Below are 13,941 nucleotides of genomic sequence, written 5' to 3' on the forward strand. Positions count from 1 at the left end.
ACCGCGGACCGGCAGGTGGCGGTCCTCAGCGCCCGCCAGGAGGAGGTCACCGAGGGCATCGCCGACCTCGAGCGTCAGCTCGCGACGGCTCGGGACCGCCTCGCCAGGGTCACGTCCGAGCTCACCGAGGCGAGCGGCATACGGGATGCGCGCGAGGCCGAGGAGGAGGCTGCGGAGACGGCGCTGCGCGACCTCGACGCCGAGGACACCGAGTGAGCCGGGCCTGGCCGTCCGGGCGGCGTCAGGCGGGGGTGTGGCGGCGCCGCCCCGTTGGCCTCGGGATGGTCATCCTCCGAGCGCGCCGGACCGGTTCGCGAGGGGCGCCGCCGGGGCCGTCAGGGTCGTCGCCGTCCTCCCTCCAGCGGGCCTCGCCCGGCTGGGGCTCGGCGATGTGCGGGAGCAGCTCGTACTTGTTGGAGTAGATCTCGAAGAGCGCGAGCATGAGCGCCGCCATGGGCACGGCGACGAACGCCCCGGCCACGCCGAAGAGCGCGGCGCCGAACATGACCGCGCCGAAGGACACCGCCGGGTGCATGTCGACGGCCTCCGCCGAGATGCGCGGCTCGAGCGTGACGTTCTCGACCTGCTGGTAGACGAGGGCGAAGGCGAGGACTGCGAGCCCCTGCCAGGGCTCGTCGCCGATGAGGCCGATGACGACCGGCAGGGCGATCGCGATGTAGGTGCCGATGGTCGGGACGAACTGGGCCACGAGCCCCGTCCAGATGCCGAGGGCGAGCCAGTAGTCCATCCCGATGATGAGCATGAAGACCGCGGCGAGCGACCCGCAGATCGTCGCGAGGACGAGCCGCGCCGAGATGTAGCCGCCGGTCTTGGCCACGGCGAGGTCCCAGGCGACGACGAAGACCTGCTGCCGCCGCGGCGGGACGAGACGGGCCACCCAGCGGCGCAGTCGCGGGCCGTCGGCGGAGAAGTAGAAGGTGAAGAACGAGAAGGTCAGCAGGCTCCCGGCCGTGGAGACGATGGCGCCGATCACCCCGATGAGGCCACCGGCGAGCCCCTGGGCGGCGTTGGCGATGGTCGACGAGGTGACCCCGAAGGTCTCGACGAGGGTCGTGTAGTCGAGCTTGAGCCCGAACCGCTCGTTGGCCCAGGCCGTGAGGTCCGCGATGAGCTGCGGGATGGACTTCGCGAACGTGGCGAGCTGCTCGCCGAGGAGCCGGCCGAACGAGATCAGGAAGACGATGCTGAAGAGCAGGACGCCGAGCATGACGATGCCGGTCGCGAGGCCGCGGCGCATCGACCGGCCGAGCCTGGAGACCGCCGGCTCCATGGCGATCGAGGCGAGCAGGGACATGACGAGCGTGAAGATGACCGTGCCGGCATCGTCGAGGACCCACCTGCCGAACGCGGCCAGGGCGACGACGACCACGAGGATCCACCCGGCCCGCCAGAGGCTGGTCCGGTCGAAGTGGATCCGCACGTCCATCGCGTCCTCAGGGATCTGCGGAGGGTCCTTGCGCAGCGAGGGGGCGATGTCGTGCATGCGTCCGTCTGGGCCGTCTCCATCGGCCCGGACACCCGGAACCGGGTCGGGGGCCTCACCCGTGTCGAGTCCGGTCATGCCTCGATCCTCTCAGGAGCAAGGGCCCGGGCGCAGTTGGGACATTCTCGATTTCGTATCCGCGCCCGGAAGCGTGTAGTCTCACCGACGCAACAGACCGGCCGCGGCGACGTTCTCAAGGCGCCGGTCTCGCCCCAATAGCTCAGTCGGCAGAGCGTTTCCATGGTAAGGAAAAGGTCTAGGGTTCGATTCCCTATTGGGGCTCTGGTCGGTCGGCCGCTCCGTGCGAGCGGCACGACAGCCCATGGCGGGGTAGCTCAGCTGGTTAGAGCGCACGACTCATAATCGTGAGGTCGCGGGATCGAGCCCCGCTCCCGCTACCGAGGCGCGAACCGGGCTCGAGCTCGATTTCTCGAATGGCCCGGTGTCGCGTAATCTTGACTGTCGCGCCTGCGTGTCGTCTTGCGACGCGGCGCGGAGCCCGTCGCAAGACCCGATTCAGTACGTTCCCGAAAGAGCAGGTTGCCGTGGCCAGCAAGAGCACCGACGTCCGTCCGAAGATCACCATGGCGTGCGTGGACTGCAAGGACCGCAACTACATCACGAAGAAGAACCGTCGGAACAACCCCGACCGCCTCGCGATGAACAAGTTCTGCCCGAAGTGCGGCAAGCACACGGAGCACCGCGAGACGCGCTGACCCAGCGCCCCAACGCTTCGACCGCTCCCTCGGCCCCCGGCCGGGGGAGCGGTTTCGTTCCTCCCGTGGATAGGGTGCGCGTATGCCGGTGAACGCAGACTTCCAGGGGCGGGTGTACCCGCCCACCGAGACCTACACGGTCAGTGCCGCCAAGATCCGAGAGTTCGCCGAGGCGGTCGGCTCGGCCGACCCGGTCCACACCGACGCCGCGGTGGCCCGCTCGCGCGGATACGCCGACGTCATCGCGCCGCCGACCTTCGCGGTCCTCATCGCGCAGCAGTGCGATGCGCAGCTGATCCGCGACCCCGAGGCCGGGATCGACTTCTCGCGCGTCGTCCACGGCGAGCAGAAGTTTACCCACCACCGTCCGCTCACAGCCGGCGACGCGATCACCGGGACGCTCCACGTCGACGCCGTCCGTGAGGCCGGTGGCCACGCGATGGTCACGACCCGCACCGAGCTCGCCACCGAGGCGGGAGAGGCCGTCTGCACGGCCACGTCGACGATCGTCATCCGAGGAGCAGAGTGATGGCCGCAGACCAGTCCCGGACCGAGCCCACCAGCCCCGCCGTGCGCACGTTCGCGGACGTCGCGGTCGGCGACGTCCTGCCCCCGAAGACGATCCACATCGACCGGGCGACGCTCGTCCGGTACGCCGGCGCGTCGCTCGACCGCAACCCGATCCACTGGGACGAGCGCTTCGCGAAGGGCGTCGGCCTGCCTGACGTCATCGCCCACGGCATGTTCACGATGGGCGCGGCGGCCACGGTCGTCACCGACTGGGTCGGCGACGCCGGACGCGTCGTCGACTACGGCGTGCGCTTCACCAAGCCCGTCGTCGTCCCCTACGAGTCGGGTGCCGACCTCGAGGTCTCGGGAGTCGTCAAGGCCGTCGACCCGGAGACCCGCAGGGTCACCGTCGAGCTCACGGCGACCGCAGCCGGCGAGAAGGTCCTCGGTCGGGCCCTCGCCGTGGCCCGGCTCGACTGAGCGGCAGACCGTGCAGGAGCACCACGACGTCCCCTTGTCGACGCTGACGACGATGCGGGTCGGCGGTCCGGCCGCCCGCGTCGTCACCGTGGAGACGACCGACGAGCTCGTCGACGCCGTCCGTGAGGTCGACGATGCCGACGAGCCGCTCCTCGTCGTGTCCGGCGGGTCCAACCTCGTCGTCTCCGACGCCGGCTTTGCCGGGACCGTCGTGCGCGTCGCGACGAGCGGGATCACGCCCGAGTCGGCGGACGCCTGCGGCGGCGCCGTCGTCCGCGTCGCGGCCGGCGAGGTCTGGGACGACGTTGTCGCCCGCGCCGTCGACGAGGGGTGGGCCGGCGTCGAGGGGCTGAGCGGCATACCTGGCCTGACGGGGGCGACCCCCCTGCAGAACGTCGGCGCCTACGGCCAGGACGTGTCCCAGACGATCGCCCAGGTGCGCACGTGGGACCGCGAGGAACAGGCCGTCAAGACGTTCTTCAACGCCGACTGCAGGTTCACCTACCGTCACTCGCGCTTCAAGGGGACCGACCGCTACGTCGTCCTCGACGTCCTGTTCCAGTTCGAGCTCGCCGATCTCTGCCGTCCCATCGCGTATGCCGCCCTCGCCGACGGTCTCGGGGTCGACCTCGGCGCCCGGGTGCCGTTGTCGGACGCGCGCGAGGCCGTCCTCGAGCAGCGTCGGCGCCGCGGGATGGTCCTCGACGTCGACGACCCCGACACGTGGTCGTGCGGGTCCTTCTTCACCAACCCGATCCTGACCCGCGACGAGTTCGACGCGTTCGCGGAGCGCGCGGCGCAGCGGCTGGGCTTCGATGCTCCGACCCCGCCGCGCTTCCCGGAGCAGGACGGCCGGGTCAAGACGAGCGCCGCCTGGCTCATCGAGAAGGCCGGCTTCGGCAAGGGCTTCGGGCTCCCCGGCCCCGCCGCGCTCTCGACGAAGCACACCCTCGCCATCACGAACCGCGGCGGCGCGACGGCCGCGGACGTCCTCGGCCTGGCCCGTCAGGTCCGCGCCGGGGTCCGGGAGGCGTTCGGGGTCGAGCTGGTCAACGAGCCGGTCCTCGTCGGCGAGAGCCTCTGAGCGCATTCCCTGTCGAGCGGACAGCGCACGACGCGGAACGGCCCCGGTCCAGTGGGACCGGGGCCGTTCCGCGTCGCGCGAGGCTCGGGGTGGTCGAGCGGTGGCGTGCTCAGCCGCTCAGCTTGACCGTGAAGGCCTGGGCGGGGATCGCCGAGTTGGTCGTGGTGACCTTGTACGACGGGCGCTGGAACTTGAGGACCACGGGTCCGGTCGAGCCCTTGTCGATCTTGAAGAAGAGCCAGCCGTCCTTGGTCTCGCCGCGCTTCGCGGTCGCGAGCGGGGTGCCGAACGTCGTGCCGAACTCCGTCGTCGGAGCGACGAAGGCCCCGGTCGGCCCGACCTGCAGGCTGAACATGGTCGGGTCGATCGTCGCCGAGTAGCGCTTGCCTGCGACGTTGTGCAGCGACACCCCGACGATCTCGAAGTTGGCTGCGCTGACGGGGTTGCCGGCGGGCCACGGGATCGAGCGCGAGAGGGTGACGGCGGTGATCGTGTGCCCGAGGACCGGGTCCTTGATCGTCGCGTTGATCTTCGTGTCGGTCCGCGTCGCCGTGGCCGACGGGGTGTCCGACGTCGTCGGGACGCTCGACGTCGTCGAGGAGCCGGTCGATGTGCCGGGCGCCGTCGTCGCTCCGGCGGGGGCGGTGGGAGAGGAGGTCACGGCGTCCTCACCGCTGCAGGCGCCGAGCGCGAGCAGCGGCACGAGGACGCCGGCTACGGCGAGGCGTCGCAGCGTGGTCGTGGGGTCGCCGAGGTGGCCGTGCTGGGGCGTCGTCAAAGGTGTCATGGCCCGACCAGCATGACCTCCGACGTGCGCGCGGGGCAAACCAGGACGCGGTCGTCGCGGTCAGCCATCGAGGATGCTCCGGTCCGTTCTGCCCCGGTTTGGTCACTCGGGCCACGCACGGTCATGGCCGAGCGCGTCACGTGGTCGTGAGCCACGTCTCGATGTCGGCCACGGCCGCCTTGCGGACGTGCTCGGGCGCCCTGCTGGCCGTCAGGGAGCTCGTCGCGAAGGCCGCGAGGCCGGCGTCGTCGAAGCCGAGGTCGCGGGCGGCGGCATACTGCGCCGCGAGGCGGCTGCCGAAGAGCAGCGGGTCGTCGGCCCCCAGCGCGATCCCGATCCCGGCGTCGACGAGTCGGCGCAGGGGGACCTCCGCGGCCGCGGCGTAGACCCCGAGCGCGACGTTGCTGCCGGGGCAGACCTCGAGGGTCACCCCCGCCTCGGCCACGGCGTCGAGGACCTGCGGATCCTCCACGCAGCGCACGCCGTGCCCGATGCGGTCCGGGGCGAGGTGCTCGAGGGTCTCCATGACCGACTGTGCCCCGAGGAGCTCGCCGCCGTGCGGGACGAGCGCGAGCCCCGCCCGACGCGCGATGGCGAAGGCGGGTGCATACTCCTCCGTCACGCCACGACGCTCGTCGTTGGACAGGCCGAAGCCGACGACCGTGCCCGCGTCGTCACCGGCATACCGCGCGGCGAGGCGGGCGAGGGTGCGCGCCTCCAGGGGATGGCGCATGCGGCTCGCGGCGACGACGACGGCCACGCCGATCCGGCCCGACGCGGAGACGGCCCTGGCCTCGTCGAGGACGATCTCGAGCGCCGGGGTGATCCCGCCCACGAACGGGGCGTAGGACGTCGGGTCGACCTGGATCTCGAGCCAGCGCGAGCCCTCGGCGGCGTCGTCCAGAGCCGCCTCGCGCACGACCCGGCGCATGTCCGACTCACCGCGGACGCAGGCCCGGGCCGCGTCGTAGAGCCGCTGGAAGCGGAACCACCCCCGCTCGTCGGTCGCCCGGGCGAGGTGCGGCGGCCAGGCGGTCAGGAGCGCGTCGGGCAGCCGGATGCCGTGGTGCACGGCGAGGTCGCGGACCGTCTCGACCCGCATCGAGCCGGTGAAGTGCAGGTGCAGGTGGGCCTTGGGCAGGTCCTGCACCGAGCGCGTCATGCGGGCCAGTGTGGCATCGCCGACCCCCGAGTGCTCCTGGGGGCCCGCTGCGCCGTCCGACCGGACCTCGAGAGCGGGTCAGCCCTCGTCGTCGCCCTCGTCGGACGCGGGGCCGCCGGTGTTGGCGATGATGTGCATCGCGGCCTCCTCGGCCGATGCGGCCGCGCCGTCGACACCCACGTCGCGGGCCCACACCTGGCTCTCCTCGTCCTCGTGGGCGCCCTCGTCGTCGGCGACGAGCCGCCCGGCCCGGGCGTCGCCCACCTCGGAGTCACCCAGCCAGTCGTCCTCGGCGTCGATGGAGTCGGGGTCGTCGCCGCCGACCCGCTCCTCGTCGAGACCGCTCTCGTTGAGCGGCGCCCCGTAGGCCGAGTTGGGGTCGGGCACCTCCTGCTGGATCCGCTGGTCGATCGTCTCGTCGAGGGACTGCTCGTAGGCGGTCGTGCCGAAGGCGGTGGAGCCCTGGGCCCTCTCGCTCGGGGAGTACCCCCGGTCGAGGGCGTCGTCGACGTCGTCGGCGTCGAGGGTGTCCTCGGGCTGGAGCTGGTCCTCGTCGTCGACGCTGTAGCTGGTCAGGTCGTCGTCGAGGTTCTCGTTGGGCACATCGCTGGTCATCGGGCCACTCCTTCGGTCTGCTGCACGCCTGTCGCGTCGTCCTCGGTGGGACCCGACCGGTCTGCCGTGATCTTCTCGGCCGCGGCGAGCGCGACGCAGGTCGCCACGCCGGCCATGGCCGTGCGCACCTCGTCGAGCACCGGGAACGTCGGTGCGAGGCGGATGTTGCGGTCGCGCGGGTCGTGGCCGAGCGGGAAGGACGAACCGGCGGGCGTCAGGGCGATGCCCGCCTCCTTGGCGAGCGCGACGACGCGGGAGGCGGTGCCGTCGAGGACGTCGAGGTTGACGAAGTAGCCGCCGGTCGGGCGGGTCCACTCGGCCACGCCCAGGCCCGCGAGGCCCGACGTCAGGGCCTCGTCGACCGCGGCGAACTTCGGGGCGATGATCTCGCGGTGCTTGCGCATGTGGGCGCGGACCCCTTCGGCATCCCCGAAGAACTCGACGTGCCGCAGATGGTTGACCTTGTCGGGCCCGATGGAGCCCATCGACAGGTGCTTGAGGTACCACGCGATGACGGGCTTCGACGCGGCGAGGACGGCGACGCCGGCACCCGCGAAGGTGATCTTCGACGTCGAGGCGAACATGATCGGCCGGTTCGGGTGCCCGGAGGCCGCCGCGAGCGTGAGGATGTCGGCGCTCTTCGCCTCGACCTCGGTGAGGTGGTGGAACGCGTAGGCGTTGTCCCAGAAGATCGTGAAGTCGGGCGCCGCGGTCGGCATCGCGGCGAGGCGTGCGGCGACCTCCTGCGAGACGACGGCGCCGGACGGGTTGGCGTAGGTCGGCACGATCCAGATGCCCTTGATGCTCGGGTCGTCCTTGACGAGCGCCTCGACGGCCGGCATGTCGGGACCGTCCTGGTGCATGTCGACGGTGACCATCTCGATGCCGAACGACGCGAGCATCGAGAAGTGCCGGTCGTAGCCGGGGACGGGGCAGATGAAGCGGACCTTCTCCTCCTGCGACCACGGCCGGGGCGAGTCGACGCCCCCGAAGAGGAGGAAGTCGACGATGGTGGAGTACATCATCGTCAGGCTGGAGTTGCCCCCGCAGATGACCTGGTCGGGGGAGGTCCAGAGCAGCTCGGCGAAGATCTCGCGGAGCTGGGCGAGGCCCTCGAGGCCGCCGTAGTTGCGCACGTCGACACCGTCGCGGTCCGTGGCCGTGCTCGGCAGGTGGAGCAGGTCGTTGGACAGGTCGAGCTGGGCCGGCGCGGGCTTGCCCCGCGTCAGGTCGAGCTTGAGGCCCCGGGCGCGCAACGCCGCGTAGGCCTCCTGCTGCTCGGCGAGGAAGCCGGCCAGCTCGTCGTCGGACAGGGACGCAAGGGGGGTGCGCGGGTCGGTCACCTCCCGATCCTCCCACTCCTTCGCGGCGTCGTGGCAGGACGGTCCGTATGCCGGGTGCCTGGCGCCCGACGTGGACGCGACGGCCCGCGAGTGGGTGTCGGCTACGTCTCCGTCGGGTTTCGGCAGGTCTTCGGCGGCGGTCCGGCAGGTCCTCACGGGGCCGGTTCGCCATGGCCCCTGATGTCCCGTATGATCTTCCTTCGGACGGCTGCCGCTGGCCACGCTGGCGCGTGCCGTCCACCCAGCCGAGGCACCCACCGGTCTCGGCAAAGGGCAATAGCTCAATTGGTAGAGCTCTGGTCTCCAAAACCAGCGGTTGGGGGTTCGAGTCCCTCTTGCCCTGCGCATCCGGTCGACGTCCACCAGGCGTCGACGGTGGTGTCCGCGTCGATGCGGTTGCATCGGCGCACATGGTCGTCGTGCAGATGGCGGCACGCGGCTCAGCCCAGCGTCCTGGGCACCTGTCGCGGGCCGGGTACCCAGGCAGAAAGAAGGAATCGTGACGGAGACGAGCGCCAAGCGCGGGTCCGGCCGGGCTGACAGGACCCGTGGCGGCAACCCCGTTTCTCGGTTCTTCGGCGCGGTGAGCCTCTTCGTGCGCCAGATCCTCGACGAGTTGCGCAAGGTCGTGCGCCCGACGGGTCCCGAGCTCGTCCGCTACACCACGGTCGTCGTCGTCTTCGTCGTCATCATGATGGCGCTCGTGTCGGTCCTCGACTTCGGCCTGAGCAAGCTCATCTCCTGGGTCCTCACGGGCACCCCGATCTGAGGTCGCCCGTGGCCGGCCCACGGAAGTCAGCACCAGCCCGAGAGGCTGGACCACCAGCAAGGAAGTAGGTCAGAGCGTGTCCGAGCAGATCGCCCCCGAGGGCGCAGCGAGCACCGAGCACATCGAGAGCGACGTCGAGGACCTCGGCGCCGAGTCCGGTGTCGCCTCGCAGGTCGACGCCTCGGACGCTGCCGACGCCACCGAGACCGAGTCCGTCCAGGCAGAGTCCGTCGAGACCGGGTTCGTCGAGCCTGAGTTCGTCGAGGCCGAGTCCGTCGAGACCGAGTCCGTCGAGACCGCCGCGGACGGGGCCGACGCGCCTGCCGCTGAGGCCGAGGCCGAGGTCGACCCCGTCGCCGCCTTCAAGGCCGACCTCCGCTCGCGCTTCGGCGACTGGTACGTCATCCACTCCTACGCGGGCTACGAGAACCGGGTCAAGACCAACCTCGAGACGCGCATCCAGACCCTCAACATGGAGGACTTCATCTTCGAGATCGAGGTCCCCATGGAGGAGGTCACCGAGATCAAGAACGGGCAGAAGAAGCTCGTCCGCCGCGTCCGGATGCCCGGATACGTCCTCGTCCGCATGGACCTCACCGACGAGAGCTGGGGCGCCGTGCGCCACACCCCGGGCGTCACCGGCTTCGTCGGCAACGCGCACCAGCCGGTGCCGCTGTCGATCGACGAGGTCTTCACGATGCTTGCCCCCAACCTGGAGACGGCCGCCGCCAAGGGCGAGTCCGGCGCCGCCGCTGCCTCCGCAGCCCCGAAGACGGCCGCCGTCGTCGACTTCGAGGTCGGCGAGTCCGTCACCGTCATGGAGGGTCCGTTCGAGACCCTCCCCGCCACGATCTCCGAGATCAACACCGACACGCAGAAGCTCAAGGTGCTCGTCTCGATCTTCGGCCGGGAGACCCCGGTCGAGCTCTCCTTCTCCCAGGTCGCCAAGATCTGACCGAAGGACGTCCGGTCCGCAAGGACGCTGCAACCGGGTCATCGCCCACGGCGTAGGCCCACCCACCAAGAAGGCAAGGAACCATGCCCCCCAAGAAGAAGGTCGCCGGCTTCATCAAGCTGCAGATCCAGGCCGGTGCGGCCACCCCGGCCCCGCCCGTCGGCCCGGCGCTCGGTCAGCACGGCGTCAACATCATGGAGTTCGTCAAGGCGTACAACGCCGCGACGGAGGCCCAGCGTGGCAACGTCATCCCGGTCGAGATCACGGTCTACGAAGACCGCTCGTTCACGTTCGTCACCAAGACGCCCCCGGCCGCCGAGCTCATCAAGAAGGCTGCCGGCGTCGCCAAGGGCTCCGGCGAGCCCCACAAGACCAAGGTCGCCAAGCTCTCGCGCGAGCAGGTCCTCGAGATCGCCCGCACGAAGATGGAGGACCTCAACGCCCACGACGAGGAGATGGCGGCCCGCATCATCGCCGGCACCGCTCGTTCGATGGGCATCGACACCGAGCTCTGAGCCGACCCGGTTCGAGCTCGACCACCGGCGCGAGCCAGCTCGCGCCGGTGGGCCCGCCCAGCGGCATACGGCCGAGGGAGCGGGCCCACGTGGGAGGACCAGCGCTGGTCCGTCACCACGACTCCACCAGGAAACCATCAGGAGCAGAAATGAAGCGCAGCAAGAACTACCGCGCCGCCGCCGAGCTCATCACGCCCGGCAAGATCTACGCGCCCCTCGAGGCCGTCCGCGTCGCGAAGCAGACCGCCAAGGCGAAGTACGACGAGACCGTCGAGGTCGCCATGCGCCTCGGCGTCGACCCGCGCAAGGCCGACCAGGCCGTCCGCGGCACGGTCAACCTCCCGCACGGCACGGGCAAGACCGCCCGCGTCCTCGTCTTCGCCAACGGCGACAAGGCCGACGCCGCCCGTGAGGCCGGCGCCGACTTCGTCGGCTCGGACGACCTCCTCGAGAAGGTCGCCGGCGGCTGGCTCGACTTCGACGCCGTCGTCGCCACGCCCGACCTCATGGGCAAGGTCGGTCGTCTCGGCAAGGTCCTCGGCCCGCGCGGCCTCATGCCGAACCCGAAGACCGGCACCGTGACGATGGACGTCGCCAAGGCCGTCACCGACATCAAGGGCGGCAAGATCGAGTTCCGCGTCGACAAGCACGCCAACCTCCACTTCATCATCGGCAAGGTCTCCTTCGACGAGGCCAAGCTCGTCGAGAACTACGCCGCCGCGCTCGAGGAGATCCTCCGTCTCAAGCCGTCCTCCTCCAAGGGCCGCTACATCGAGAAGGCCACCGTCTCCACGACGATGGGCCCGGGCATCCCGCTCGACTTCTCCAAGACGCGCAACCTCCTCGTCGAGGAGGACGCACAGGCCTGATCGCCTGAGCTTCTGCCGAGAGCCCGTCACCCCTCGTGGGTGGCGGGCTCTCGGCATCTGCGTATGCCGTTGGGCTGAGGCGGTGCGTCGCCTGCCGGCGCTCGCGGCGGGTGAGTCGCCTCCCGAGGCTCGCGGCGAGAGCGCGTGCCGTTGGGCTGGGGGGTGCGTCGCCTGCCGGCGCTCGCGGCGAGAGCGCGTGCCGTTGGGCTGGGGCGGCGCGTCGCCTGCTGGCACTCGCGGCGAGAGCGTCGACGGCCGGTTCGTCGCGATTGTGACCTTCCGGCGAACGCCGCCCGCCGCCGATGCCGCTCGCCCCGGCAGACGAAGCACCTGCGGATGGTGACGCGCGTTGCCCCTTCACCGAATCGTCATCGCCTTGGTTCGTCGTCGCGCCTCACCAACTCGGCCGGGGCGGACTTGTTCTGGGGTTTCGGCCCGGATCGCCTGGATTTGTTCGCCGGGGCGGACTTGTTCTGGGGTTTCGGCCCGGATGGCCGGATCTTCTTCGCCGGGGCGGACTTGTTGTGGTCTGGGGTGCGCGGATCCCTTCGCCTCTCGGAGCTCGCCCGGAACTGGGCGGGGCTCTCGGCCCGCTCGGGTGGGTCTGCGGGTCTACTTTCGACAGATGAGTCGACAAAACAGACGTAACAGGCGCTGGGTGGTCGCCCTCACGGCCACCGGACTCCCGCTCGCGCTCATCGCGCCCCAGGCTGCGGCTTCGGGAACGAGCGGCACAGGCTCCACGACCAACCGAGGGTGGCACGGCCACCCGACCGACCTGCCGAAGGTCCCCCTCATGGTCGGGGGCGGGGGAGCGGTCAGCTCCGTCGACCGCGACGCCTCCCAGGTGGGCATCGACGTTCTCGCGCGGGGTGGCAACGCGGCCGATGCCGCCATCGCCACGGCCGCGGCGCTCGGGGTGACCGAGCCTTACAGCACCGGCATCGGTGGTGGCGGCTTCCTCGTCTACCGCGACGCACGCACCGGGGCGGTCTCGACGATCGACGGCAGGGAGACGGCCCCGTCGACCTTCACGGACACGACGTTCACGAGCGGCGGTAAGCCGATGGACTTCACCACTGTCGTCAACTCCGGCCTCTCGGTCGGGGTGCCCGGAACGCCGGCCCTCTGGGACAAGGCCCTGCGCGACTTCGGCACGCTCTCGCTCAACGACGCGCTGAAGCCGGCCGAGCGCCTCGCAGCCCAGGGATTCGTCGTCGACCAGACCTTCCACGACCAGACCGTGGCCAACGCGGCACGGTTCGCGCGGTTCCCCGAGACGGCTCGGGTCTTCCTCCCGGGCGGGCAGGCGCCCGCGGTCGGCTCGACCTTCACGAACCCGGACATGGCTCGGGCCTACCGGACCCTGCGCACCCAGGGCGTCTCGGCGCTCTACGACGGTCCGCTCGGCCAGGCGATCGTCAACGAGTCCAACGCACCGCACACCGTGCCCGGGATGCCGGTCATGCCCGGGCAGCTGACGATGAACGACCTACGGGACTACCGAGCGCTGGCCAAGGCCCCGATCCACTCGCAGTACAAGGGCTTCGACGTCTACGGCATGCCCGTGCCGAGCTCGGGCGGCATCGCGGTGGCGGAGATCCTCAACCTGATGGCGGCGTACGAGGAGCGCACCGGGGTCCCGACAGGATCGCTGTCTCAGGTCGACTACCTCCACCGCTTCTCGGAAGCCTCGGCGACGGCGTTCGCCGACCGCAACCGGTATGTCGGTGACGTCCCCGGGGTTCCGGTGGCCGAGCTGACGAGCCGCGGCTTCGCGGCCGAGCGGGCCTGCCTGTTCAGCCCGTCTGCGGCCCAGCCCCGGCCGATCCCGTTCGGGTCTCCCGACGGCAGCTACAGGTCATGCGCTCCCGGAGTCGCAGCGCAGCCCTCGCCCCGCGAGGGCCTTTCGACGAGCCATCTGACGGTCATGGACCGGTGGGGCGACGTCGCCTCGTACACCCTGACGATCGAGCAGACCGGCGGCTCGGGCATCACGGTGCCGGGCTACGGGTTCCTGCTCAACAACGAGCTGACGGACTTCAACTTCACGCCGCTCACGCCCGGCGTGCCCGACCCGAACCTCCCGGGGCCGGGCAAGCGACCGCGTTCCTCGATGAGCCCGACGATCCTGCTCGACGACGGCAAGCCGTTCCTCGCCGTCGGGTCACCGGGTGGGGCGACGATCATCACGTCGACGAGCCAGACGATCCTCGGTTACCTTGACCGCGGTCTCCCGCTCGTCGACGCCATCGCGGCCCCGAGGCTGTCGTCGCGCAACGGCTCGAGCGAGGGTGCCGAGCCGGCGCTCCTCTCGGGTGACGCGGCCGCCGGTCTCGTCTCGCTCGGCCACAAGCTGAGCAATGCCGGAGAGATCGGGGCGGTCACCGCCATCCGGGCTCTCAGCGACGGCCAGTTCGAGGCCGCGGCCGAGACGGTCCGTCGCGGGGGTGGGTCGGCCATGGTGGTGCAGCCGCAACCGTGACGCATGTCGTGAGGGTCGGCGGGCGTGCAGCCCGTCGGCCCTCTCGGCTCGGGCGTGGCCCACGTGCGCGGGCCGGGCGGGCCCGACGCCCGACGGCCCTCGCGGCGAGAGCGTCGGCGGCCGGTTCGCGTTGAGGTTTCCGCTTCT

Annotated in this window: 14 protein-coding genes, 3 tRNA genes and 1 pseudogene; 13 read left to right on the forward strand and 5 right to left on the reverse strand. The window is 70.8% G+C overall.

Going from position 1 to position 13,941, the window contains the following annotated elements; genetic code table 11:
- Positions 1 to 216 (forward strand): annotated as a pseudogene (locus N865_RS22965) (hypothetical protein); the annotation flags it as partial.
- A gap of 25 nt (positions 217 to 241) precedes the next feature.
- On the opposite strand, the gene N865_RS03005 reads toward N865_RS22965, so the two are convergent.
- On the reverse strand, positions 242 to 1,582 hold the full coding sequence (locus N865_RS03005; protein ID WP_157557537.1) for an AI-2E family transporter: 1,341 nt from the start codon (positions 1,580 to 1,582) through the stop codon (positions 242 to 244).
- A 131-nt stretch (positions 1,583 to 1,713) separates the two neighbouring features.
- Between N865_RS03005 and N865_RS03010 the strand changes: the two genes are divergently transcribed.
- From N865_RS03010 to N865_RS03035, 6 genes are all read left to right on the forward strand, one after another.
- A tRNA-Thr gene (locus N865_RS03010) sits at positions 1,714 to 1,786 on the forward strand.
- 42 nt (positions 1,787 to 1,828) lie between these two features.
- A tRNA-Met gene (locus tag N865_RS03015) sits at positions 1,829 to 1,902 on the forward strand.
- Between the two features lie 147 nt (positions 1,903 to 2,049).
- Positions 2,050 to 2,220, forward strand: coding sequence for a 50S ribosomal protein L33 (rpmG, locus tag N865_RS03020; protein WP_034801502.1), 171 nt, complete (start codon positions 2,050 to 2,052; stop codon positions 2,218 to 2,220).
- 82 nt (positions 2,221 to 2,302) lie between these two features.
- Positions 2,303 to 2,749 carry an FAS1-like dehydratase domain-containing protein gene (locus N865_RS03025; RefSeq protein ID WP_034801504.1) on the forward strand — a complete coding sequence of 149 codons (447 nt, stop codon included), beginning with the start codon at positions 2,303 to 2,305 and terminating at the stop codon, positions 2,747 to 2,749.
- Positions 2,749 to 3,210 carry a MaoC family dehydratase gene (locus N865_RS03030; RefSeq protein WP_051510020.1) on the forward strand — a complete coding sequence of 154 codons (462 nt, stop codon included), beginning with the start codon at positions 2,749 to 2,751 and terminating at the stop codon, positions 3,208 to 3,210. Before N865_RS03025 ends, N865_RS03030 begins: the two co-directional genes overlap by 1 nt.
- 10 nt (positions 3,211 to 3,220) lie before the next feature.
- Positions 3,221 to 4,294: a UDP-N-acetylmuramate dehydrogenase gene (locus tag N865_RS03035; protein ID WP_034801506.1), complete on the forward strand. Its 1,074-nt coding sequence runs from the start codon at positions 3,221 to 3,223 to the stop codon at positions 4,292 to 4,294.
- 109 nt (positions 4,295 to 4,403) lie between these two features.
- On the opposite strand, the gene N865_RS03040 is transcribed toward N865_RS03035, so the two are convergent.
- The 4 genes from N865_RS03040 to N865_RS03055 all read right to left on the reverse strand — a co-directional run bounded on the left by N865_RS03040 (position 4,404) and on the right by N865_RS03055 (position 8,201).
- Positions 4,404 to 5,081 carry a DUF4352 domain-containing protein gene (locus N865_RS03040; protein ID WP_157557538.1) on the reverse strand — a complete coding sequence of 226 codons (678 nt, stop codon included), beginning with the start codon at positions 5,079 to 5,081 and terminating at the stop codon, positions 4,404 to 4,406.
- 136 nt (positions 5,082 to 5,217) lie between these two features.
- Entirely contained in the window at positions 5,218 to 6,243 is a 1,026-nt protein-coding gene (locus N865_RS03045; protein ID WP_034801510.1) for an adenosine deaminase, read from the reverse strand.
- 78 nt (positions 6,244 to 6,321) lie between these two features.
- Positions 6,322 to 6,858: a DUF5709 domain-containing protein gene (locus tag N865_RS03050; RefSeq protein ID WP_051510022.1), complete on the reverse strand. Its 537-nt coding sequence runs from the start codon at positions 6,856 to 6,858 to the stop codon at positions 6,322 to 6,324.
- Positions 6,855 to 8,201: a PLP-dependent aminotransferase family protein gene (locus N865_RS03055; RefSeq protein WP_051510024.1), complete on the reverse strand. Its 1,347-nt coding sequence runs from the start codon at positions 8,199 to 8,201 to the stop codon at positions 6,855 to 6,857. Before N865_RS03055 ends, N865_RS03050 begins: the two co-directional genes overlap by 4 nt.
- Positions 8,202 to 8,471: 270 nt before the next feature.
- On the opposite strand from N865_RS03055, the gene N865_RS03060 reads away from it, so the two are divergent.
- From N865_RS03060 to ggt, 6 genes are all read left to right on the forward strand, one after another.
- A tRNA-Trp gene (locus N865_RS03060) sits at positions 8,472 to 8,544 on the forward strand.
- A 156-nt stretch (positions 8,545 to 8,700) separates the two neighbouring features.
- Positions 8,701 to 8,970 carry a preprotein translocase subunit SecE gene (secE, locus tag N865_RS03065; protein WP_034801513.1) on the forward strand — a complete coding sequence of 90 codons (270 nt, stop codon included), beginning with the start codon at positions 8,701 to 8,703 and terminating at the stop codon, positions 8,968 to 8,970.
- Between the two features lie 76 nt (positions 8,971 to 9,046).
- The gene (gene nusG / locus N865_RS03070) at positions 9,047 to 9,925 is read left to right on the forward strand and encodes a transcription termination/antitermination protein NusG (RefSeq protein ID WP_034801515.1); all 879 of its coding nucleotides are present in this window, start codon (positions 9,047 to 9,049) and stop codon (positions 9,923 to 9,925) included.
- Between the two features lie 83 nt (positions 9,926 to 10,008).
- Positions 10,009 to 10,440: a 50S ribosomal protein L11 gene (gene rplK / locus N865_RS03075; protein WP_034801518.1), complete on the forward strand. Its 432-nt coding sequence runs from the start codon at positions 10,009 to 10,011 to the stop codon at positions 10,438 to 10,440.
- Positions 10,441 to 10,589: 149 nt separating this feature from the next.
- Complete coding sequence (gene rplA / locus N865_RS03080; protein WP_034801520.1) at positions 10,590 to 11,309, forward strand: 50S ribosomal protein L1; 720 nt, start codon at positions 10,590 to 10,592, stop codon at positions 11,307 to 11,309.
- A 625-nt stretch (positions 11,310 to 11,934) separates the two neighbouring features.
- Positions 11,935 to 13,794 carry a gamma-glutamyltransferase gene (ggt, locus tag N865_RS03085; RefSeq protein ID WP_034801522.1) on the forward strand — a complete coding sequence of 620 codons (1,860 nt, stop codon included), beginning with the start codon at positions 11,935 to 11,937 and terminating at the stop codon, positions 13,792 to 13,794.
- The last annotated feature ends 147 nt before the right edge of the window (positions 13,795 to 13,941 follow it).

It is taken from the genome of Intrasporangium oryzae NRRL B-24470 (assembly GCF_000576595.1).
GTDB lineage: Bacteria > Actinomycetota > Actinomycetes > Actinomycetales > Dermatophilaceae > Intrasporangium_C > Intrasporangium_C oryzae.

Coding starts and splice junctions, on each gene's coding strand:
- N865_RS03005 (WP_157557537.1), bottom strand. CDS start 1,582: ATGACCGGACTCGACACGGGTGAGGCCCCCGACCCGGTTCCGGGTGTC.
- N865_RS03025 (WP_034801504.1), top strand. CDS start 2,303: ATGCCGGTGAACGCAGACTTCCAGGGGCGGGTGTACCCGCCCACCGAG.
- N865_RS03030 (WP_051510020.1), top strand. CDS start 2,749: ATGGCCGCAGACCAGTCCCGGACCGAGCCCACCAGCCCCGCCGTGCGC.
- N865_RS03040 (WP_157557538.1), bottom strand. CDS start 5,081: ATGACACCTTTGACGACGCCCCAGCACGGCCACCTCGGCGACCCCACG.
- N865_RS03045 (WP_034801510.1), bottom strand. CDS start 6,243: ATGACGCGCTCGGTGCAGGACCTGCCCAAGGCCCACCTGCACCTGCAC.
- N865_RS03050 (WP_051510022.1), bottom strand. CDS start 6,858: ATGACCAGCGATGTGCCCAACGAGAACCTCGACGACGACCTGACCAGC.
- rplK (WP_034801518.1), top strand. CDS start 10,009: ATGCCCCCCAAGAAGAAGGTCGCCGGCTTCATCAAGCTGCAGATCCAG.
- rplA (WP_034801520.1), top strand. CDS start 10,590: ATGAAGCGCAGCAAGAACTACCGCGCCGCCGCCGAGCTCATCACGCCC.
- ggt (WP_034801522.1), top strand. CDS start 11,935: ATGAGTCGACAAAACAGACGTAACAGGCGCTGGGTGGTCGCCCTCACG.